Raw genomic sequence first — 22,157 nt, forward strand, 5'->3', positions numbered from 1 at the left:
GGCTTGCTCTGGAAAAAACAAGATTTAAACTTGACTCGATTAATCCAGTAAGGCAGTGATTATTAAACATGACTTTAGATGTCAACTAATGATTTGGTCGACATTCGGTCAGTTAACAAGACGGCTCCATAACTGGCGCAGAGGCAGAAAAATGAACAGGCGTATTCACATCGACATGCAGGTGCGGTTGCCGCGGGAACGCGTCTCCAGCCGCATGCCCGAAATCCAGTCCCGCCTTGCAGCGGACGGACAAAACAAATCGCGCACTTCTGAATCTCCGCTCGAGCCGCAGCTCCAGACTTATGGCAGCCGTGAACTCTTCAACGGTTCCCGCGAAGTGGCGATAGAGCATGGCGGCTCTCTCTATCGTTTGAAGATCACCCGTCAAGGCAAGCTCATCCTGAACAAATAGGCAAACAACAGATGACGACCCAGACCAAGCCCTCCCCAGAGCAGATTCTCAAGGCACGGGCAGATAACCCGAAAATGCGCGAGCGTGATTTCGCTCAAAGTCTCGGGATATCAGAGGCCGATTTCATTGCGGCTTACACCGGTGCAGAAGCTGACAGCTCGATCTCCGCGCGCCGCATCCGTGCAGATGTGGAAACCTTGCTCAAACATGCGCCTTCGCTTGGCGAAGTCATGGCGCTGACGCGTAATGAAAGCGCTGTGCATGAAAAGATTGGCCCTTTTGAAAAGACGATATGGGGGCCGCATGCGTCCCTTACGCTTGGTAAGGAAATCGATCTCCGTATTTTCCCAAAGCATTGGGTGCATGGCTTTGCTGTAGCAAAACTTGATGGTGAACATGTTCGCCGCAGCTTGCAGTACTTTGATGCGTCAGGCGAAGCCGTTCACAAAATTCATCTTCGCCCGGCGTCCAATCTGGAAGCCTATGAGCAGATCGTTTCCGAATTGCTGCTTGACGATCAGGCTCCTGCAATTGAAACAAAGCCAATCGCTGTAAAGCCAGAAAAAGCTGACGTTTCAACAATTGATGGCGATGCATTCCATGAACGTTGGGGCTCTCTGACCGACGTTCATCAGTTTGTCGGTCTCTTGAAAGATTTTGGTGTTGATCGTCATCAGGCCGTGCATCTTGCCGGACAGGACTTTGCTTGGCGCGTTGATCTTTCGGCAGTTGAAGCCATGATGAACCACGTGGTTCAGGAACAAATTCCGATCATGTGCTTCGTTGGAAGTCGTGGTTGTATCCAGATTCACACTGGCAAGATCGCGGAGATCAAGATGATGGGCCCGTGGCTCAATGTGCTTGATCCAACGTTCCATCTGCATCTGCGAGCAGATCATATTGCTGACGCTTGGGTTGTTCGCAAGCCGACGAAAGACGGCCATGTCACTTCGCTCGAAGCTTATGACGCCAATGGCGAACTGATCATTCAGTTCTTCGGTGAGCGTCATGAAGGTGAAGTTGAACTTGCTGACTGGCGCATGATTGCCGAAAATCTCCCGCGTCTGCCTCAGTCGACGGCTGCTTAAAAAGTAGCCAAGCCTTTGTTTTGAGTGCAGTCCGGAAGTGTCTTTCATTTCCGGACCACACCCAGAACCATAGTTTTTACGCACGTCTTTGGCGGACCCTCGGTTCTTAATTTTCCGCGACGTGCTTTAGGGAAACAGCAAATGTCAATCATTTCATCCAGCATCGGGCGCTGCGCAGCTTTGGCTGTACTGGCTGCTTCAGTTGCCTTTGGCGGAATGGCAAAAGCCGATACGGTTGAGAAAATCGCCGATACATCGCGTCTCGTTTCCGTCGGCGGCGCCGTCACCGAAATTGTCTATGCGCTTGGCGCGGGCGATAGGCTCGTGGCCCGCGACCAAACCAGCACTTATCCAGAAGAAGCTAGGAAGCTTGTTGATGTCGGCTATATGCGCCGTCTTTCGCCAGAAGGTGTTCTTTCGGTCAATCCCACTGGTATCTTGATGCTTGAGGGTAGTGGCCCGCCAGAGGCGCTTGAAGTTCTGAAAAAGGCTTCGGTTCCGATGGTTGTTATTCCCGAAGAGCATACCGGCGAAAGCGTAATTGCCAAGATTGAAGCTGTCGGTAAGGCACTTGGACTTGAGGAAAAGGCCAAAGCGCTGGCAGCAGATGTATCGCGCGATCTGGAAGCTGCGCAGAAAATTTCTGCAAACCAGAACCCTCGAAAGCGTGTGCTGTTCATCATGTCGGCGCAGGAAGGGCGCATCATGGCGTCTGGTACCGGCACAGGGGCCAACGGCATCATCGTTCTTGCGGGTGGTGTGAATGCCATAGAATCCTATCAGGGGTATAAGCAGCTGACAGATGAAGCTGTCGAAAAGGCGGCGCCTGATCTGATCCTAACCATGGATATCGGCAAAGACAGTGTTCAGAAAGAAGACCTTCTGAAGAACCCGGCGCTTGCCAATTCCCCTGCCGGGCGTAGTGGGAATATTGTTCAGATGGATTCACTTTATCTGCTCGGATTTGGTCCGCGCACGGGTGCAGCCAGCCGCGAGCTATCTGAAAAGCTCTATGGCAAGCAGGCCGCAAACTAAAACTTATGTCTGCACCGGCAGGCATATCGCGGAAGCCCGCAATGAGGACATTTCAAAATGACCAGCCAAGATCGTGTGGCAAAACCCGGGGGCTTTGCCATGCGTGATCAAGCCATCAGCAAGCATGCCGGAGATCGCTCTGTACGTGCGCGTCTAGCTATTTTAATTCTTGCTGTAGTTTTGTGCCTCACAGCACTTTTCAGCCTGACAGCAGGGGCTTCGGACGCTTCTGTTTGGAGTGTTGTGCGTGCACTTGTTTTCGGCACACAGGAAAGCGCTGAAGCATTTAGGCGCGATCATCTGATCATCATGGAAATACGTTTGCCGCGTATTATCATGGGAATTTTGGTTGGCGCCGCACTTGCAGTTTCGGGAGCCGTTATGCAGGGACTGTTCCGCAATCCTCTCGCTGATCCAGGTCTTGTTGGCGTTTCTGCCGGTGCCAGTTTGGGTGCTGTGTCGATGATTGTTCTAGGCGGTACGACGCTTGCGCCGCTTTATCTTCTGCTCGGCCTTTATGCCTTGCCACTCGCCGCATTTTTTGGCGGGCTTATCACCACGCTTCTTCTTTATCGCGTGGCGACCCGGCGTGGCCGCACGTCTGTAGCAACGATGTTGCTGGCCGGTATAGCGCTTGGTGCTCTCACAGGCGCTGCCACAGGCGCGCTAGTCTATATTTCCGACGACCGCCAGTTGCGTGACCTGACTTTCTGGGGGCTTGGCTCGTTGGCCGGGGCAACATGGGGCAAGATCGGCACCGCAGGTCCGATTATTACGGTTGTTCTGGTCGCAACGCCGTTTTTGGCGCGCGGCCTTAATGCGTTAGCCTTGGGGGAGGCTGCTGCTGGCCACCTTGGTATTCCTGTTCAACGCATCAAGAACGTAGCAATTGTCACAGTGGCAGCCGCGACCGGCGCAACGGTGGCCATATCCGGTGGTATTGGCTTTATCGGTATTGTGGTTCCGCATATGCTTCGTCTGAGTATCGGGCCGGATCATCGCTATCTGTTGCCTTCGGCAGCACTTCTCGGGGCCATCATGTTGCTGCTTGCTGATGCTGTAAGCCGAACGATCGTCGCACCTGCGGAATTGCCAATCGGCATTATCACGGCCGTCTGCGGCGCTCCGTTCTTCCTCTGGATATTGCTGCGGCAGCGCGGCGTTCTTGATCTGTGAGGCACGAAATGATTGAAACCAAAAAACTCGGTGTTTCCATCGGCAGCGTACAGATCATCGAGAACATCGATTTTGTTGCACGCCCCGGTGAGGTGACAGCAATCGTCGGTCCCAACGGCTCTGGAAAAACCACTTTGTTGCGCGCACTTTCGGGCGATCTTTCCTACACAGGTTCGGCTTATCTCGACGGTGAGGATTTCGCCCGGATCAAACCATGGCGGATGGCAGCGCGTCGTGCAGTATTGCCTCAGGCCAGTGCTTTGTCTTTCCCATTCACGGTCCGCGAGATTGTGCATATTGGACTGACGGGTGGCTTTAGCGGCGTAACAGGCGCTGAACAGGAAAGGCTACCTGATCTTGCGTTGCAGAAGGTCGATCTTGCTGGCTTCAGTGGCAGGCTGTATCAGGAGCTCTCCGGCGGTGAACAGCAGCGTGTGCAACTTGCGCGCGTATTGTGCCAAGTCTGGAAGCCGGTTGTTGATGGCAAGTCACGTTATCTGTTTCTGGATGAGCCGATTTCGAGCCTCGATATCAAACATCAGATCACAGTGATGGAAATCGCGCGCGATTTTGCTGCAGCAGGCGGCGGTGTGGTTGCTATCCTTCATGATCTCAATCTGACAGCTATGTTCGCCGACAGCATTGCAGTCATGCACAAAGGCCGACTCGATGCTATCGGTACACCGCAGCACACTCTGACGGATGACCGGCTTGAACGGGTTTATGAATGTTCTTTGAGAGTGGGGGTTCCGCCAGCAAAGGGGGTTCCGTTTGTGCTGCCACAGTCGGCTTATGCTACTGCGCTATAAAAAGCTCTAACAATGAGTAAAGGCTGAGAACTTACCCAGTTCTCAGCCTTTTTGCATTTTCCGGTTGCCGCTAAACGTCAGCTGGCAACGCGTTCCACTTCAACTTCATCGATACCAAGCAGGGCGCGAACATTTGGACGAGCCTTAACCAAATCCGCAATGCTGTATTTCATCAGAACGCCGAAGAAGGCATTGAGTGCTTCACGAAGGGCTGAATTCAGGCCGCAGCTATCAACAAGCGGGCATTCAGTAGCGTCGTTTTCGAAGCACTCGGCCATGGCAAAGTTTTCTTCTGTCACGCGCACAACGTCGAACAGCGAAATATCCTTAGCCGCACGTCCGAGACGCACACCACCATTGCGGCCGCGTACTGTCTCAACCAGCTTATGCTCGACGAGAGGCTGCAAAATCTTGAAAAGAAAAAGCTCCGAAACACCATAAGCGCGGGCAATTTCCGGAACGCGGCTCAGTTTGCCGTCATTGGCGGCACAATACATAAGCATGCGAATGGCATAATTCGTCTGACGAGTAAGACGCATTGATTATTCCTTTCAGCACATACTCAAGCTTTCCACATGGTCTTTTCCATAGGAAAACTTTGCTTTTGTTACGTCACAGTCCCATCCGAAACCGGAGTTTTCAAGGGCATGTGCCAAGCGAGTGCATTCATCTCGAATCCACTTTAGAACTATTCTTAAAATATATGAAGTCTTTTATCACCTTTAAAGAGGAAAAAAGCGCTTCAATCATCACGTGATCGCGATCAGGCGTTGTCGATGATGGCTGCTCTCATTGGCAAACATCAATCCATTCAGCCGCAACAAGTTCAGCCATTTTTTGCGGTGTTATCCGCACCGCACTATTTGTGGCGCCAGCGGCTGGCACAACTTCTTTAAAACTTTTGAGCGACAAGTCACAAAAAACGGGCAGGTTACTCGGCAACCCAAACGGACACACGCCACCAACAGGATGGCTTGTCTCGTTCAAAACGCTTTCGGCATCCAACATACGTGGCTTGGTACCAAAGCGGTCCTTAAATTTACGATTATCAATCCGCGCGTCTCCACGCGTAACGATCAGAATGGTTTGATCTTTCGCTGCGAAGGAAAGTGTTTTGGCGATCTGTCCAGGCTCCACACGATGTGCTTCAGCGGCTAATGCAACCGTCGCGGTGCTGGTCGGCAATTCGATCACTTCGATTTCTGGTGCCTTGTCCGCGAAAAACGCCTTGACCGATTCCAGACTCATGAGTTCCCTTTTCTTTATGACTATTACTTTCAAGTTTAGACTTCATTAACGATGAGAGCAAGACTTTCAGCGATTTAATAGCGGATGATAGCAAGTGGCAGATTGACGCTGCTATTTGATAACGATAAAGAGGCGTTCAAGTCTGCTTCGTTCAGATGCGGAGGGGTGGCCGAGCGGTTTAAGGCACCGGTCTTGAAATTCGGTTATTGCCGTATTCCCTCGTATCCCTCCATCCTCAAAACTCCCACAACGTATGACTTTAGCTCAGCGCAAGTCCGCTTTTGTACTGCCCCGTATTTGATTTTGCTACCGAGTTGGGTAGCAAAATGGTAGCAACCGGGCTGCAACCTGTTCACTGACTGTTCTACGGGGTAGGGCTGTGGATAACTGCAACCTTCCCCTCAAATCGCAGGGTTGGAAGTTGCCGAAACGGCGGACGATCTCTACCGGAAGCGGAAATACTTCACGGCATGGGTGACGCTATGGCGAGAATGGCCAAGAAGAGGCTAAGCAACTGCAATATGGTCTTCCTTGCCGGACTACTTCTCCTTCGTCTTCCTATGTCCCGCCTTATCCATTCTGCGCACGTGCGCCGTTTCTTTAACACCTTATGCAAAAGTTTTCTCCAATCCCTCTGAAAAGGTTAGTGTAGCGGAAAGACCGGCGCAAATCGCACAACCGGACTTTCTGCTCCCAATACGTGGGACTGTTAACCTTTGAATGGTTTCATGTGGAAAACGTAAAAGTGTGAGGTTTTGTTAAGCAGTCCCGATGGCGGCGCAGGCTTCACCTGATAGTGACGGGTGCCATAGCGCTTGTCAGGGAAAGAGAAGAGAAATGCAAAGGGAAGAAATCCGCTCGCTGGGTGGTTTTGTGTGGTCGATTGCCGAGATTCTTCGGGGCGATTTCAAACAGTCGGAATACGGTAAAGTCATTCTTCCCTTCGTTGTGCTTCGCCGTCTTGATTGCATTCTTGAAGCGTCTAAAAAGCAGGTAGTCGAAACAGCCAAGAGTTTGCCCGATAACGTGGATGATGCTACCCGTGACATGATCCTGTTCGGTGCTGTTGGCGACAATGTTAAGGTTTACAACCTTTCAGCTCTCACGTTCGCCACTTTAAAAGGTCAGGACCCCGGCCAGCTTCACAAAAATCTCGTAGATTACGTCACGAAGTTTTCTGCTAACGTCCGGGATATTTTTCTCGACAAGTTTTTGTTCACCGAACAACTAAAGCGGCTGAACGATGGCGGCATTCTCTGGAACGTGTTCCAGCGCATGACAGAGATCGACCTTCACCCTGATAGCGTGACTAATATCGAAATGGGTTATCTCTTTGAGGAGCTTATTCGCCGCTTTTCGGAAATTTCTAATGAGACAGCGGGGGAGCATTTCACGCCCCGCGAAGTTATTCGTCTCATCGTGGATTTGCTGATCGCTAACGACGACACCAAGCTCACGAAACGCGGCACCATTAGACAGGTCTATGATCCAGCATGTGGAACTGGCGGGATGCTGGCGCTGACCGAGGAAGCGTTGAAGGACTTTAATCCCTCAATCCGTGTGGAATTGTTTGGGCAGGAATTGAATGGTGAATCCTTCGGAATATGCAAAGCCGACATGCTGGTGACGGGCCACGACCCCGAGCAAATCGCGTTCGGAAATACGCTTACACAGGACGCGCACAAGGACAAGCGCTTCCACTATATGTTGTGCAACCCACCTTATGGCGTGGATTGGAAGAAATACCAGGAGCCTATAAAGGAAGAGGCCAACACGCTGGGCTTTTCAGGCCGCTTCGGAGCAGGAACACCGCGCATATCGGACGGACAGCTTCTCTTCCTTCAACACATGATTTCTAAAATGCGTGATGATGAGGATGGTTCGCGTATCGGCATCGTCATGAATGGCTCCCCGCTTTTTAGTGGCGGCGCAGGCTCCGGTGAAAGCGAAATCCGCCGGTGGATGCTTGAGAATGATTGGGTGGAAGCCATCGTCGCTCTGCCAGCCGACTTGTTCTATAATACAGGCATACAAACCTATATCTGGCTGCTCACCAACCGCAAGCCTATGAACCGCCGAGGCAAAGTGCAGTTGATTGACGCGTCAGGCGAAAGATTCTGGAAGTCCATGCGCAAATCACTCGGCTCCAAACGCCGCGAGATTCCCGATGAAGCGCGGGCCGACATCGTGAGGCTCTATGAAGGTTTTCTGAATGGCGAGGCTGGCGAAGGCGACGTTGCCAAAATCTTCGACATCAAAGATTTTGGCTATCGTGAAATCCGCGTAGAACGTCCGTTACGTTTGAATTTTCAGGCGAGCGCTGGGCGCATCGCGCGCCTTCGCGTCGAAAAAACCTTCATGCGTCTTTCTGAAGACGCGCGGGAGGCAATAGAGGCTGTCTTATTCACAGTTGGCGACAAGCTCTTCACCAACCGAGACGCTTTCGAAAAAGTCTTTGCCAGGGCTTTAAAAGCCGCAAGTGTCAAAATCGGCGGCCCTGTCAGGAAGGCAATTTTCGCGGCTCTTTCCGAGCGCGACGAAAAGGCAGATATCTGCGCCGACAACCATGGAAAGCCCGAGCCCGATACTGACTTGCGCGACCATGAGCTTGTGCCGCTCAACGAGGATTGGCGCGACTATGTGGTGCGGGACGTCATCCCTTTCGCCCCCGACGCATGGGTGGACGAAAACTACCGCGACGGCCGCGACGGGGCGATTGGACGCGTTGGCTACGAGATCAACTTCAACCGCTATTTCTATCGTTACGTCCCGCCGCGTCCACTGGAAGAAATCGACAGGGAACTAAGGGCATTGGAGACGGAAATCGCAGTGCTCCTGCGAGAGGTTGTAGCATGAGCGTCTTCCCGTCCTTCGCAGAACCTCGTGACAGGCTGATCCACGAGAATGAAATTCCATCGTTGCCGCCAAGCTGGGACGTTCAGCGGTTTCGCTTTCTGTTTCGTGAAAGCAAGGAAAGAAACGGCGATCAACCGGTGGGCGATATGCTTTCAGTGTCCGAATATAACGGAGTTATTCCGCGCGAATATGACAACGAAGAGCAGCGCAGAACCGATGATGAATTAAGCAACTATCGCGTGGTGCGGAAGGGGCAGTTGGCAGTCAACACCATGTGGCTAAACCATTTAGGACTTGGCGTGTCAGAACATTTGGGCCATGTGAGCCCAGCCTACGCAGTCTACGACATTTCTCCGAAGCTGGAATGCAGGTTTGTCCATCACCTGCTGCGCTCGCAATACTATCTCAAGATATACCTAAGATACCTTTACGGCATCCGACCAAACTCCTTTCAGGTCAAGACAGATGACTGGAATTCGATTCCGATCATAGTGCCACCGTTGGCGGTTCAAAAATCCATTGCCGATTTCCTCGACCGCGAAACTGCCCGCATTGACCAGTTGATTGAGAAGAAGCAACGGTTGATTGACACGTTGGTACTTTCCCATGCGGCAGCCACGTTGCGGATTATGCGCGCTGGTTTTGAAGGCTTGGACTATGATAGCTCCTCGAATACCTTGAGCTTCTCGGGAATGGCACCGAGATGGCAGCGCCTGAAAGTGAAACACGTCGTTTCGCACATGACTTCGGGGTCCCGCGGATGGGGAGATCAAATACAAGATGATGGCGAGCTATTTCTACAAAGTGGATGTATCACAAGTAAGATGGAAGTGTCTCTTGAAGACGCACAACGTATATCGCCACAGCAGGGTGCCGAGGCCGATCGTACCCGTGTGCGCGCCAACGATGTACTCGTCTGCATTACTGGTGGACGAACAGGGGCTGTCGGCTTTATTCCAAGAGTACCAGAGACAGCATACATAAATCAGCATGTATGTCTAATTCGTCCAGATACATCGAAGATAATTCCAAAGTTCCTGGCTCAGATTTTGTACTCAGAGGTTGGGCAGTTGCAATTTCGACTAGCACAATACGGCCTGAAACAGGGCCTTGGATTTAGTGAAGTCGCAAATGTCAATATTCCGTGCCCTCCGCTAGATGCTCAACAATCAATTTGCTCACAGATCGACTTGAAAAGCCAGCTTCTGAAAAACACTGTCGAGCAGGTTGAAGCATCTATCAACCGTCTTCAAGAGTTCCGCGCGGCCCTCATCACAGCCGCTGTCACCGGCCAGATCGATTTGGCGATATGGGACAAGAAAGGGTATGCTGGCTGCCGCTTAGAGCAGATCGAGGGGGCTTTCACGTGACCACATATGCCGCCCATAGCGCTCACAAAGAACACGTTCTTCAAGACCATCTAATCTCCCAGCTTGTCTCTGAAGAAGGCTATGAAGTTCGAGATCCTAAGACGGATTACGACCGCGCCCTTGCCGTGGACAAGGCGCTTGCATTGCGTTTCGTCCGCAGTACCCAAAAAGACGAATGGGCCAAACTTGAAAGCCACTATTCGGCTTCCGCTCAGGACACATTTTTCAAACAGCTTGAAAAGTCCCTCAAAGATCGCGGGCTGCTAGACGTGCTGCGGCAAGGCATCAAGATTGTCCCCGGCATCAAATTCGCGCTTTGCTATTTCCGTCCTGCGAGTGCGCTGGAGCTGAAGCGTGTAGTCGAGTATCAGGCCAATATCCTCTCTGTTATGAAAGAGGTGGAATATAGCCAGAAGAACGGCAACAGGTTGGACGTTGTTCTGTACCTTAACGGCCTTCCAGTGGCCACGTTTGAGGCGAAAAACCTGCTTACTGGTTCCAACTTCCGTCATGCGGAAAGGCAATACCGCAAGGACCGTTCTCCCGGAGGGGAGCCGTTGCTGACTTTCAAGCGTGGTGCTTTGGTTCACTTCGCGTTGGACGAAGACAACGTATCGATGACAACGCGCCTGCAAAATGGCCGCACTCGCTTCCTGCCTTTCAACCGTGGTCGTGATGGTGGCGCTGGAAACCCTGATGTGGAAGAAGAGTTTCGCGTTGCCTATCTTTATCGTTCTGGCGATTGGGGCGAAGCGATTTTCTCCCGACCTGTATTGCTCGACATTATCGGGCGTTTCATACATTTGGATACGAGCGGAAGAGAAGAAGTTTTGCTCTTTCCTCGTTTCCAGCAGCTGGATGCTGTGCGTAAGCTAATGAGCCACGCGCAGGCGTTCGGCGCGGGTCAGAACTATCTTGTTCAGCATTCCGCAGGATCAGGTAAATCCAACACTATCGGCTGGCTTGCGCATCACGCAATCAATCTGCACGACGCGCAAGATAAGGCCGTGTTCAACACGGCGATCATTGTCACTGACCGCATCGTACTTGATCGCCAGTTGCAAAGCACCGTTTCGCAGTTCGAGCAGGTGCAGGGCATTGTGCGCAAGATCGACGGCACTTCCCGCCAGTTGAAGGAAGCTATTGCGAACGGTGTACGCATTATCGTCACCACTATCCAGAAGTTTTCGACGGACCATTTGCGGGAGATTTCCGGCCAATCAGGGCGGACCTTCGCCCTCATCGTTGACGAGGCCCATAGCAGCCAGTCTGGCGCAACCGCCCAAGCTATGACCGACGCGCTGACCCGCGATGCCGATTCTAGTGATGACATCGAAGATATTATTGCCGCCTATCAAAAAGCACGCGGTCCGCAGGCGAACATCAGTTTCTTCGCCTTCACGGCGACACCGCGCAACGTGACGCTGGAGCGTTTTGGAACCAAGGGGACAGACGGCTTGCCTCATGCCTTCCATGTTTATTCTATGCGTCAGGCTATCGAGGAAGGCTTTATTCTGGATGTGCTCCAGAATTACATGACCTATAAAGCATATTACGAGCTTGAAAAGGCCGTAGAGGACGATCCGAAACTTAATGGACGCAGCGGTCAGCGCAAAGTCGCCCGCTATGCTCATCTTCACCCCACCGCTATTGGCCAAAAGGTCGAGATAATAGTTGAGCACTTCCGTCGCCATGTCGCTGGATTGCTCGACGGGCAAGCAAAAGCAATGATCGTTGCAAGCAGCCGAGACCACGCACTGCGTTATTATTTCGGTGTGCGCGACTACATTGGACAACAAGGCTATACGGATCTTCGTGCCCTTGTTGCTTTTTCAGGTGAACTTCCTTTCAACGACGAAAAATACACCGAAGCTGATCTAAATGGTTTCGCGGAAACAGAACTGCCCCGACGCTTCGATGGCTTCAAACCCGACGGGACAGCCTATCCCGAGCAATATCAAATCTTGATTGTCGCTGAAAAATACCAAACTGGGTTCGACCAGCCAAAACTCTGCGCCATGTATGTTGACCGGAAATTAGCGAATTTGCAGGCGGTCCAGACGCTTTCTCGTCTGAATCGCACGAGGCCGGGGAAAGACCAAACCTTTATTCTCGATTTCCAGAATACCATTGAGGACATACAGAACGCCTTCCGCCCCTATTTTGAGGTGACGGAGCTAGAAGCCAATTCCGACCCTAACCTTGTTTACGACCTAGAAGGGCGCCTCTTCAAATTTGGCTATCTTGATAAAGAGGAGATTGAGCGTTTCGCACAGACTTATTTCAAAGGTCCATTGGATGGTGGCGACCGTGCTCGCCTTGAAGGACTTGTTCGCCATGCTGTTCATCGTTTTGAGGTTGATGACGACGAAGGACGGCAGGAGGAGTTCCGTCAACTCTTACGCAGCTATATGCGCTTTTACAGCTTCATTTCACAGGTCATGACGCTTGAGGATACTGGCCTGGAGAAGTTATCGGCGTATGCTTCGTGGCTGTTTCGTTTATTGCCGAACCGGGAAATTCCGCCTGAAATCGAGATCACTGATGAAATGTTACGCCTCCAGAAGTTCAAGGTTGAACAGAAGGAACAGGGAAACGCTTCGCTGTCGGCAGGTGATCGCACACCGCTCAACGCGATCAGTGAATTTGGAGCAAAGCCGTACACCGAGGACGAACAGAAAGAACTTTCGGAGATCGTGAAAGCGTTCAATGAGCGTTATGGCACACAGTTCTCTGAAGCTGATATGATCAGATTCGAGGCTGTGAATACCGAAATTCTTAGCACTGACCTGTCAGAAATGCTCCGCAACAATCCGCCCGATGTCGTTTACACCGCCTTCGCCCAAGCATTCTTTCAGGGCGCTATTCGCATGTTTCAGCGCGACAATGAAATGCGCAACATCGTCCTTTCCGATGCTGATGCTCGAGACAAAGCGACGCGTCATTTCTTTAACCGGGCACTCCGGCATGTGCACGAGGCTCACGTTTCATGAATGACGTTAGTCACACGCTCGAAACTTTGGAGCAGCCCCTTTTCCGCATTATTTTACCCCCTGAAAACCTTCGGACAACGAGGCTGGAGGGGCGATCTCTGCTTCTGTAGGCCGGATTCTGGCAACTTGGCGACGTGCATCATCGCGTTGGGCACCGACTTCAGCAAGCGCGCGATCGAGTGTCCACGCTTTTTCTTCGGCCCGGCGGCGCGCCATTCATCAAACGTGAAACGCCACAAAATGGCCCCTAACTCAGCGCATCGAGTGGCTTTTCCAATTTAGCAGCCTACGCAAGAACGACTTTTGTTTCGGCACTCCGATTGAGTAAACTGGGGCCATTATCTGATCCCAGTCCAGCGGCTTTGGTGGTTCTTTGACATCGTGGTCGAGCGGTTCAAGCCCGCGTCGCGCGCGCATCCGGTTCGAAAATCGGCCAGATTGTTCATGTTCAAGCAGGATCTCAGCATATTTAGAGTCTATTTCTGACGTGCCACGAATTGCGATGCGCTCTTCAGTTCTAATCGGCCCGACCTGACCGCGTGGCGGCAGGATTTTGACCCGTTCAACTGGCGACGGGATATTGCCTTCAGACATAACAGAGACGAGCACTTCACCAATTCCCATTGAGATAATCGCATCAGATGCGTTTACCGTCTTATTCTCACGGAATGCACCAACAGTGGCTTTTACCATGCGCTGGCTTGATGGTGTGTAGGCACGGAGAGCGTGCTGAATGCGTGTGCCCAGCTGAGCTAGAACAGTTTCTGGAATGTCAGATGCAGCCTGTGAAGCGAAGAATACGCCAACACCTTTAGAACGGACCAAGCGCACAAGTCGTTCGATGCTTTCCAGAAGTGGTTTCGGGGCATCCCGAAATAACAGATGCGATTCATCGAAGAAGAAAACCAGCTTCGGCTTGTCCAGGTCACCAACTTCCGGCAATTCCCGGAATAGCTTTGTCAGAAGAAACAGCAGTAGCGTGGCATAGGCACGTGGCGCTTCAATCAGGTGCGTGGCATCCAGAAGATTGATGACACCACGCCCGGCGCTGTCATGGCGCAAGAAATCAACAATTTCAAACGGTGGCTCGCCAAAGAGCTGATCGGCATCTTGTGCTTCCAATGTAAGGATACTGCGCTGTATGGCCGATATTGAGGACGCTGTGACGTTTCCATATCGGCGGCTGACATCTTCGCGCTCTTCCAACATTGAATTCAGCGACCAGCGCAAGTCATTGAGAGTTAGCAGATAACTCTTTTCATCTTCCGCGATACGGAATGCAATCTCCAGCGCGCCGGCCTGTGTCTGGTTCAATTGCAGCATTGTCGCTAGCAACTGAGTTCCCATTTCTTGCACAGATGTACGGATCGGCGCACCCTGATTGCCGTAAATGTCCCAGAATTGAACCGGGCATGCGTCTGGGTTGAATGATCCCGTCATTTCAGCATAGCGATCAGCAATCGCACCAGGTGGTCCCTTAGCAGCTACGCCCGAAAGGTCACCTTTGATGTCAGCTGCGAATACTGGCACGCCAGCGCGAGAAAACTGCTCGATCATAGCCTGCATTGTTACCGTCTTGCCGGTGCCTGTTGCGCCAGCAATAATTCCGTGACGGTTAGCGAGCTTCAGGGGGAGCGACACCATTTCACCTGATGAATTCTGGCCGATATCAATACCCATTTTTGCTCCCCTTTATCTTTGTATTACGGATTAAAGGCCGACGGCCTTCCGTAGTGCGTCATTTATGCGACCCTGCCAGCCCTTTCCCGTAGATTTGAAACGCTCGACAACATCTGGATCAAGCCGGATCGTAACTGGTGTTTTGGTCCGCTCCAGTCGCGGTCTGCCACGAGCAGCAACTGCACGCTCGATTTTTTCGGCCATTTCTGGAAAAGCCTTTTTGAATGGCTTTGCCTGAGAAAGTTCTTCCGTCGAGAGTGGACGCTCTATTTCAGGATCAGGCCCGATCATTTCTCCAGTGGCATCATCTATCCACCAGCCATCATCGTCCTGATGTACGCTACCGGCGGCGATAAGGGCTTTCATCTCCCTATCGTAGGCTTCCCAGCGACGGTGCAGTTCTGCATCGTCTTCAGGTGCATCACCCAAATCTTTGGTTATGAAACTCGGCCAACGTCTAGCCATTGAGCAAGCTCCTTTCATTCTTACGCGCCGCGCGCATCGAAATAACTGATAGTGCTTCCGTGCCCAGCGCAACATAAATCACGACAACAGTGCCATCTTCCAGCCGACCGATTGCCATGGATCGACCATCCTTTGCAGGGACGTTTACGGCAGACAGAAAGAACTCAAATGTAAGCTTGGCGAAATCCAAGCCGTGTTTGGAAATATTGCTCTGTCGCTTTGGCTCATCCCATACAATCTTCATATATTGTATGTACACGAATTCACCTTATTAGGCAATGATTTTCGTACATACAAATAATAATTTTGCGAACCAGTTCAGGCATTAAAAGACACGCAAAATTGGGTACGAGAATTCCGCAATCGACAGAGTGGGCGCTCACCTTCTTTGATGACGGCGCGTAATCTTCTGGCGGTGGTGCTGGGGTACGATTAACGGAGGGGCAGAGTTCGGAAGAGTAGGGTACGGGCGGATAAGCGTCAAAGCCGAATCTTGTAGTGATGGGTGTCGTTAATCAAAATGGAGACAAACATATGACTGCGATACCCACGCTTCTTTCAATAGACGAGGTTTGCAAAGCCATCAGCATCGGGAAATCAACTGTCTACAAATGGATGGACGAGCAGAAGTTCCCACGCCCTTTAAGGTTAAGCCCAACCTGTGTACGCTGGCGAGAGCACGACGTCGCCAACTGGTTACAGGAAATCGAGGCTCCGGGCGGGAATAGTGAGCAGCCCCTCCCGAAACAGGAGATGCCCCGCCGCACGGTTGTCGTGCCAATGCCAATACGCACGGTTGATGCTGAAGCATTACAGGCGCAGGTAGGGCTTGCAATCGAGAATGCTGGCGGTGTCACTCTGCTTGCTCATGCGCTGGGCATTAAACATACAGCCCTTTATGGGTGGAAACGGATTCCTGCCGAACGTGTTTTAGATGTGGAGGCTTTAACGGGCATTCCTTGTTGCGAGCTTCGCCCAGATATCTATCCGCCTGACAGGTTCTCACCGCTACCGGCTGAGACTCTATAGGCGCGCATACCCCCGCTTCGGCGGGGGCTCTTTTGTAGGCGAAGGCTCAATCCAGACGGTTAACGCCCGCGATCTGCACTATTTCTTGGAAGTAGGGTCGGTCTTTAAGGATTGGATTGCCCGGCGCATTGCAGACTACGGATTTGAAGACGGAAAAGACTTTTGCTCATTTTTGAGCGAAAGCTCTGGCGGGCGTCCATCCAAGGAATACCACCTCTCGCTCGACATGGCGAAAGAGCTTTCGATGGTCGAGCGCAACGAGAAGGGTAAACGGGCTCGCCAGTATTTCATCGAGTGTGAACGCCGTGCAAAAGACCCGCCCGCCGCTCTCAGTGACCCGACCGCTATGAGTGGTTCGTCGCTGGCCTATGATGATAGGCGATATGTGCGCAACGCGACATATGCAAGGCAACGCAAGCCGAAATGTCCATGCCGTTCTCTATCCCCTTCAGCATCAAGCCGCCTTACCTCATGCCTCATATGCATAGGGCTAGATGTGCCAACGCCCATGGGGTGCAAAGCTGACGAGAGAGAGCAATAGGCAAGGGGCATCTACTAAGCCAAGCATCATGCAACTACACCTTACAACTACTCTCTAGGAAGGCCGTGGAGTGGCGTTTGTTGTGAAGGCTAGCACCTACATGATGATGTGTGAATGCGCGTGTGCGACCTCGTCTGGGGTAAATGCGATGCATCGAGAAAGCTTTAGGGACCGTATATGTCTTGCATGGCCTGCGGGGCGCAGCATCCCAGATAATCTGCGAAGTTATTTGCTTAAAGGGGGTTCCTCCCTGTTAAGGGGAAGTACCTAACCTAAACTATTGAAAAGAAGCACTTCCAGTAGCAGGAGCACACTTCTGAGACCTCAATTGGCTCGCAAAATCAGGGAACGTTTGGCGCTGTAGCCGCTGGCTTTCAATCGTCCAGTCAAAATGACTTGTCTTGACCAGTTAGCTTCTGGCAAAAGTGGATCGGATCACATTCATTTTCAGCTGGAAGTATTGTCATGGCACGCAAACCCGCACTTTCGGTGGAGACATTAGCCGAACTTGGGACTGAGAAGCTTGCGCGACTGGTGTTGGACGAAGCCCTGGGTAACAGCGCATTTCGCAAATTGGTGTCTGCCGCGCTTGCAGGGCAGAAAGGCCCGGAGGCCGTCGCCAAAATCGTTGACAGGCGGCTTGGTGCGCTAGAAAAGGCGCGCAGTTTCATTGAATGGGAAAAGGTACGGCCATTTCGTGATGACCTGACAGCGACAGTAGCAACAATTTCAGGCGAACTGGGCGAAGCCGCTCCTCTCATGGCTATTGACCGCCTGTTACGTTTCATCGCCACACATGAACAGGTATTCGAGCGGGTGGACGACTCTTCCGGTCATATTCAGAATGTCTATTATCTGTCCATTGCGGCGCTTGGTGGACTTACGAAAAAGCTGACCGAGGACGAAGCATCTCTTTTGCCGGGCAGAATCATGTTGGCGCTGGGCAAAAGCAGCCATGGCTATCTGGTCAACGTGGCGCAACAGGTGGTTGAACGCCTGCCGGAAGTAACGTTACGAAAATGGGATGCTGATTTAGCGGTGATGCAGAGGGAGCAGGAAGCGAAAGATGCCAAATCAAAAGACCGGTACATCTTTTCCAATGCTTCTCAATATCGCGATGTCAGGCAACTTGTGGCCGACGGACTTGGCGATCTCGACGGACTGATCGCTCTTGAGGAAAAGAAGCATCCGAATTCGCAGGATACGGTCGGCATCGCTCGACGCCTTCTCGAAGCTGGCAAGGCAAAGGAGGCGCTCAACTGGATCAGGCGTCCGAATAATCCGGGCGTAAGGTATATGGATGCTGCCGATTTGGCCGACGGCTGGCTGCCACGAGATCCAACAGCCTCGCAGAGAACGAGCCTTGAGGCGAAAATATTGGAAGCTCTCGACGACAAGGAAGCCGCGCAGTCTTTGCGGTGGTCTGCGTTCAAGACGTCGCTCGATACCGCAATATTGAAGGAATATGTGGCTGCGTTGCCGGATTTCGAGGAATTTTCCGTCCTCGACTGCGCCTTTTCACATGCTTTGTCATCAAAGCACATCTACAATGCGCTATCGTTTTTAATGGAATGGCCAAGGCATGACCTTGCTGCACAGTTGATCATCGAGCATCAAGATGAATGGGACGGTCACCAATATTACATGCTGCCGCCGGTAGCGGATTCTTTACAGCACGATTATCCATTAGCGGCTGTCATCCTTTACCGCGCACTTCTTGACGATATTCTCGCACGGGCCCGTTCGAAAGCTTATCCACATGCGGCACGTTACCTCAAGAAGCTTGATGGTTTGGCATCAAAGTCGGATACAGAAGCCACGGCTATCAACGGCGTTATTTCACATTCTGATTACCGTGCTGACTTGCAAAAGCTCCATGGCCGTAAGTCCGGCTTTTGGACGATTGTGAAACAGGTATGAAAAGGCAGTACCCTGTTGGTGACGGACTAATGACGAAAGTCAACGTAAGGCAGTCGTCTAACCAGACCGCTCACGTGAGCCATTCTCTCAGCTTTGACCAACGCCGCCTTCCGGCTGTATTCCTCACAGCCATGGCAATGGCCTTTTTCTGTCCGAGCAGGATAACGAGACGTTTTCCACGCGTGACACCAGTATAAATCAGGTTTCGTTGGAGCATGGCGTAGTGTTGGGTGAGAACCGGGATAACGACGACTGGATATTCCGATCCCTGTGATTTGTGGATCGTCGTCGCGTAGGCCAGAACAATCTGATCAAGCTCACCGAACAGGTAGGAGATAGGGCGCTCGTCGAACCCTATGATCATTTCGCCTGCGTCAATGTCGATGCCTTCGACATAGCCGATGTCGCCGTTATAGACCTCCTTGTCATAATCGTTTTCAATTTGCATCACCTTGTCACCTACGGCGAAGGTCGTACCGAATTTTTCCACACGTGGCTCGCCATGCGGGTTTAAGGTCTTTTGAAGTTCGATGTTGAGCGAACGAGCACCGACGCCACCCCGGTTCATTGGGCAGAGCACCTGAATATCGCGCATTGGATCGACGCCGAACCTGCGGGGGATACGTTCTTTTACGATTTCGACCAATCGCGCTATGGCTGCATCCGGCGTGTCGGCAGGAATGAAATAAAAATCGGTTTCATGATCGGGTTTGGTGAGATCAGGAAGCTTTCCGGCATTGATGCGATGTGCATTCTGGATGATCTGGCTCTCTGCCGCTTGCCGGAACACCTCCGTGAGATGCACGACAGGAACCGCCTTGCTGGCAATGATGTCTGCCAGTGCCTGGCCCGGACCGACTGGCGGAAGCTGGTCGACGTCACCAACGAAGATGACGGCCGCATTGTTAGGGACTGCCTTCAGCAGGGAGTTCATAAGTAGCACATCAACCATAGAGGTTTCATCGATCACCAGAAGATCGCATTCGAGAGCATTTTCCTCGTTGCGCTTAAAGCTACCGTTTTTGGGATCGACTTCTAGCAGGCGGTGAATTGTTTTTGCTTCCCGTCCTGTGGTTTCGGTCATGCGTTTTGCAGCACGTCCCGTTGGTGCGCAGAGCAGGAGGTTGACATGCTTTGCAGCGAGAATTCTCAGGATTGAATTAACCAATGTCGTCTTGCCGACACCGGGTCCGCCGGTAATCACCATAACCTTGGACGCCAGAGCCACCCGCACAGCGTTCTTCTGACTTTCGGCCAGCGTCAGCCCGGTTTTCTGCTCAACCCATGGGAAGGCTTTGTCGACATCTATCAACGGCCAAGGCTGAGAACCCGCCAGCAGCGATCTTAGCCGAGCCACAATGGATTGTTCAGCCCGATAAAGCCCGGCCAGAAAGATGCAAGAGCGGCCGTCGACGGTATCGGCTATCACCGTGTCACCGCCAAGCTCTAACGCAAGCGCATCTATGACAATACTTTCAGGGATATCCAGGAGTTTCACGGCCAACGGCATGAGTTCATCACGTGGCAAGCCGCAGTGACCATCGTTCAGAGCTTCGGTGAGGGCATATGAGATACCGGCACGCGCCCGGATCATGGCTGTCTTCTCTATACCGAGTTTCATGGCGACAGCATCGGCGGTGCGGAACCCGATGCCGCGAATATCGCGTGCCAGCCGGTACGGATCTTCCGAGATGAGATGCACTGCATCATTGCCGTAGGTCTTGTAGATCCTAACCGCCCTTGAGGTGCCGACACCGTTGGTATGCAGGAAAATCATGATCTCGCGGATGACGCGTTGCTCCGCCCAACCGGCGATGATGCCTTCCGCGCGCTTAGGACCAATGCCTGTGACCTCACGCAAGCGTTCCGGTTCTGCTTCAATGACATCGAACACCTTGTCGCCAAAAGCCCTGACTAGCTTCTTCGCATAGACAGGACCGATACCCCGGATCATGCCGGAGCTAAGATATTTTTCTATTCCCTCTTCAGTCGTCGGCGGCATGGCTTTGAGAAAACGCGCCCGGAACTGCAAGCCATGCTGACGGTCGTTGCTCCACTCACCACTCGCCTGAATAAATTCACCGGCGGAAATCACGGCGGCATGGCCGACTACGGTAATCAGGTCACGCTTGCCGCGTGCCTTGACGCGAAGGACAGCGAAGCCGTTCTCATCATTGTGGAACGTTACGCGTTCAACAAGACCGGCCAGAACTTCTGTCGCTGACTGCTCACGTTTTTCCATCCGGGCCTTTCAGGTGCCTAAGAATCGTTTGTCACAATAATCCGGGCGCAGGAAAAATACATGCATCGTGCAAGATGGCCGCTGCGATACAGTAGGATGTCACGTGGTCTTCGCTAAAGGGCACGGCACGGTGCAAGAATGCAGCGCAGCCGTAAAGCGATCAGAACGGAGCAATTTAAAACGGCCACTGCTCAAGCCTGATTCGGTAATTACCGAGAGCTCCAAGCTGATGATCCTTTATGTAAGTTCACAGCGCCCGCGAAATTCTCGGCTATCCTTGAAATAGATAACGATGCGGTGCGACACCAAGGAAAAGTATGATCTGTGTTCGCCGTCACTATCAAAGTAGGCTTCAAGTGACGTGAAGGTGGCGGGACGAAAATCGAAAAAGCCCAAGGCGTTCTCGGTTATGACATCTCCTTTGTTCACAGCCCACAAAATCCAAGGTTGATAACGGACTACTTTCGCAGAATACTGTTTGGGATTGGCCCCTGTGCCATCGCTCTTAATCAATTCGCCATTGCAAACGTAAGTCGATGATGTTTCTGGCCACCAGATTACCAGCGCTACGTAAACCGCGGCCAATATCGTAATTGTTCTCAACATGTCACCCCTCCATCACCCATCAGGAATACAAGCGCGAGTCTCGCGCCAAAACAAGGGGACTTGTCACGGGCAGAACTGTCATTGTGAGTTATGTCTTTAATGATAGAAGCAGCCAGTCAAATTAGCTCCTATAAGCTCTGAGCCTATTCCTTTTTTTTCTAGCGACCTCGGCCTTTGCGAGCTCTGAGGCAACGTGGTCGGCCGACTGCATTGTAAGAATTCGCATTTTACTCTCTGAATCAGGCTCGTTTACGCAGGTATCATGACAGCCATCACGACCATTAACGCCTTCCGTAGCCGGATCAAGGGACGCAAGTTTTCCAGCCGCAGCGATTTGTGGAAGCGGCGGAGCCTTTTTGGGCTTGGGCGGCACTTTCGTATTGCGTTCGCTTCGCCACATGCCTGCTGCACCCCCCAGAACAGTCCCGCCATAATCGACAGAAAATCCTTCGTACCATCTACTCCGCCATGATGAGAACACGCTCCTCGTGAGCCAATTGACGACGATTGCCACCCATCTTGGCATGTATTCGGGCCTAACAGATACTTGCTGGAGAACAGAACCGCTACTCCGATGACAATACCCACTAACCATGACGATCTAAGTATATCCGACAAATGGTTCTCCATGGGTGACTCGAGATCGAAAGCAGCTTATTCGCATAAATCATCGATCAGACCAACCGA

Annotated in this window: 19 protein-coding genes and 1 pseudogene; 12 read left to right on the forward strand and 8 right to left on the reverse strand. The window is 52.1% G+C overall.

The features are described 5' to 3' along the window. Positions 1–151: 151 nt before the first annotated feature. From hemP to OIV19_RS03315, 5 genes are all read left to right on the forward strand, one after another. Entirely contained in the window at positions 152–412 is a 261-nt protein-coding gene (gene hemP, locus OIV19_RS03295) for a hemin uptake protein HemP (RefSeq protein WP_151091849.1), read from the forward strand. Between the two features lie 11 nt (positions 413–423). Next, positions 424–1,500 (forward strand): ChuX/HutX family heme-like substrate-binding protein, encoded by a 1,077-nt coding sequence (locus OIV19_RS03300; RefSeq protein ID WP_264230670.1) that lies wholly within the window; start codon positions 424–426, stop codon positions 1,498–1,500. Positions 1,501–1,641: 141 nt separating this feature from the next. Next, positions 1,642–2,535: an ABC transporter substrate-binding protein gene (locus OIV19_RS03305; protein WP_264230671.1), complete on the forward strand. Its 894-nt coding sequence runs from the start codon at positions 1,642–1,644 to the stop codon at positions 2,533–2,535. Between the two features lie 57 nt (positions 2,536–2,592). Next, positions 2,593–3,711, forward strand: a complete 1,119-nt coding sequence (locus tag OIV19_RS03310) for a FecCD family ABC transporter permease (RefSeq protein ID WP_421521792.1) — start codon at positions 2,593–2,595, stop codon at positions 3,709–3,711. An 8-nt stretch (positions 3,712–3,719) separates the two neighbouring features. Beyond that, positions 3,720–4,520, forward strand: a complete 801-nt coding sequence (locus OIV19_RS03315) for a heme ABC transporter ATP-binding protein (RefSeq protein WP_264230672.1) — start codon at positions 3,720–3,722, stop codon at positions 4,518–4,520. A gap of 77 nt (positions 4,521–4,597) precedes the next feature. Here the strand turns inward: OIV19_RS03315 and rirA are convergent, their stop codons facing one another. After that, a complete protein-coding gene (gene rirA, locus OIV19_RS03320) occupies positions 4,598–5,059 on the reverse strand; it encodes an iron-responsive transcriptional regulator RirA (RefSeq protein ID WP_151091862.1) in 462 nt (153 codons plus the stop codon). Between the two features lie 250 nt (positions 5,060–5,309). After that, the gene (locus tag OIV19_RS03325) at positions 5,310–5,768 is read right to left on the reverse strand and encodes a YbaK/EbsC family protein (protein WP_264230957.1); all 459 of its coding nucleotides are present in this window, start codon (positions 5,766–5,768) and stop codon (positions 5,310–5,312) included. 837 nt (positions 5,769–6,605) lie between these two features. Between OIV19_RS03325 and OIV19_RS03330 the strand changes: the two genes are divergently transcribed. The 4 genes and pseudogenes from OIV19_RS03330 to OIV19_RS03345 all read left to right on the forward strand — a co-directional run bounded on the left by OIV19_RS03330 (position 6,606) and on the right by OIV19_RS03345 (position 12,987). Beyond that, a complete protein-coding gene (locus tag OIV19_RS03330; RefSeq protein ID WP_264230673.1) occupies positions 6,606–8,624 on the forward strand; it encodes an HsdM family class I SAM-dependent methyltransferase in 2,019 nt (672 codons plus the stop codon). Beyond that, a complete protein-coding gene (locus OIV19_RS03335) occupies positions 8,621–9,994 on the forward strand; it encodes a restriction endonuclease subunit S (protein WP_264230674.1) in 1,374 nt (457 codons plus the stop codon). Before OIV19_RS03330 ends, OIV19_RS03335 begins: the two co-directional genes overlap by 4 nt. Then, positions 9,934–10,566: pseudogene (locus tag OIV19_RS03340) on the forward strand (type I restriction endonuclease); the annotation flags it as partial. The gene OIV19_RS03335 and the pseudogene OIV19_RS03340, both read left to right, overlap by 61 nt. A gap of 126 nt (positions 10,567–10,692) precedes the next feature. After that, positions 10,693–12,987, forward strand: coding sequence for a type I restriction enzyme subunit R domain-containing protein (locus tag OIV19_RS03345; protein ID WP_264230958.1), 2,295 nt, complete (start codon positions 10,693–10,695; stop codon positions 12,985–12,987). A gap of 252 nt (positions 12,988–13,239) precedes the next feature. Here OIV19_RS03345 and OIV19_RS03350 read toward each other — a convergent pair whose 3' ends face one another. The 3 genes from OIV19_RS03350 to OIV19_RS03360 all read right to left on the reverse strand — a co-directional run bounded on the left by OIV19_RS03350 (position 13,240) and on the right by OIV19_RS03360 (position 15,376). After that, positions 13,240–14,667: a helicase HerA-like domain-containing protein gene (locus OIV19_RS03350; RefSeq protein WP_264230675.1), complete on the reverse strand. Its 1,428-nt coding sequence runs from the start codon at positions 14,665–14,667 to the stop codon at positions 13,240–13,242. Positions 14,668–14,697: 30 nt separating this feature from the next. Further along, positions 14,698–14,958: a BrnA antitoxin family protein gene (locus tag OIV19_RS03355; RefSeq protein ID WP_264230959.1), complete on the reverse strand. Its 261-nt coding sequence runs from the start codon at positions 14,956–14,958 to the stop codon at positions 14,698–14,700. A gap of 166 nt (positions 14,959–15,124) precedes the next feature. After that, positions 15,125–15,376, reverse strand: a complete 252-nt coding sequence (locus OIV19_RS03360) for a BrnT family toxin (protein ID WP_264230960.1) — start codon at positions 15,374–15,376, stop codon at positions 15,125–15,127. A gap of 290 nt (positions 15,377–15,666) precedes the next feature. Here OIV19_RS03360 and OIV19_RS03365 point away from each other — a divergent pair, with 290 nt between their 5' ends. From OIV19_RS03365 to OIV19_RS03375, 3 genes are all read left to right on the forward strand, one after another. After that, positions 15,667–16,161 carry a YdaS family helix-turn-helix protein gene (locus OIV19_RS03365; protein WP_264230676.1) on the forward strand — a complete coding sequence of 165 codons (495 nt, stop codon included), beginning with the start codon at positions 15,667–15,669 and terminating at the stop codon, positions 16,159–16,161. Between the two features lie 49 nt (positions 16,162–16,210). Next, positions 16,211–16,702: an antA/AntB antirepressor family protein gene (locus OIV19_RS03370; RefSeq protein ID WP_319637584.1), complete on the forward strand. Its 492-nt coding sequence runs from the start codon at positions 16,211–16,213 to the stop codon at positions 16,700–16,702. 465 nt (positions 16,703–17,167) lie between these two features. Beyond that, positions 17,168–18,622, forward strand: coding sequence for a DUF6880 family protein (locus OIV19_RS03375; protein ID WP_264230677.1), 1,455 nt, complete (start codon positions 17,168–17,170; stop codon positions 18,620–18,622). A 70-nt stretch (positions 18,623–18,692) separates the two neighbouring features. Here the strand turns inward: OIV19_RS03375 and recD2 are convergent, their stop codons facing one another. From recD2 to OIV19_RS03390, 3 genes are all read right to left on the reverse strand, one after another. Then, positions 18,693–20,864: an SF1B family DNA helicase RecD2 gene (gene recD2, locus OIV19_RS03380; RefSeq protein WP_264230678.1), complete on the reverse strand. Its 2,172-nt coding sequence runs from the start codon at positions 20,862–20,864 to the stop codon at positions 18,693–18,695. A 237-nt stretch (positions 20,865–21,101) separates the two neighbouring features. Next, positions 21,102–21,470 carry a hypothetical protein gene (locus tag OIV19_RS03385; protein WP_264230679.1) on the reverse strand — a complete coding sequence of 123 codons (369 nt, stop codon included), beginning with the start codon at positions 21,468–21,470 and terminating at the stop codon, positions 21,102–21,104. A 249-nt stretch (positions 21,471–21,719) separates the two neighbouring features. Then, positions 21,720–22,100: a DUF3761 domain-containing protein gene (locus OIV19_RS03390; protein ID WP_498831026.1), complete on the reverse strand. Its 381-nt coding sequence runs from the start codon at positions 22,098–22,100 to the stop codon at positions 21,720–21,722. Positions 22,101–22,157: the final 57 nt, after the last annotated feature.

This window comes from Brucella sp. HL-2 (assembly GCF_025846885.2).
Classification (GTDB): Bacteria; Pseudomonadota; Alphaproteobacteria; order Rhizobiales; family Rhizobiaceae; genus Brucella; species Brucella quorumnocens.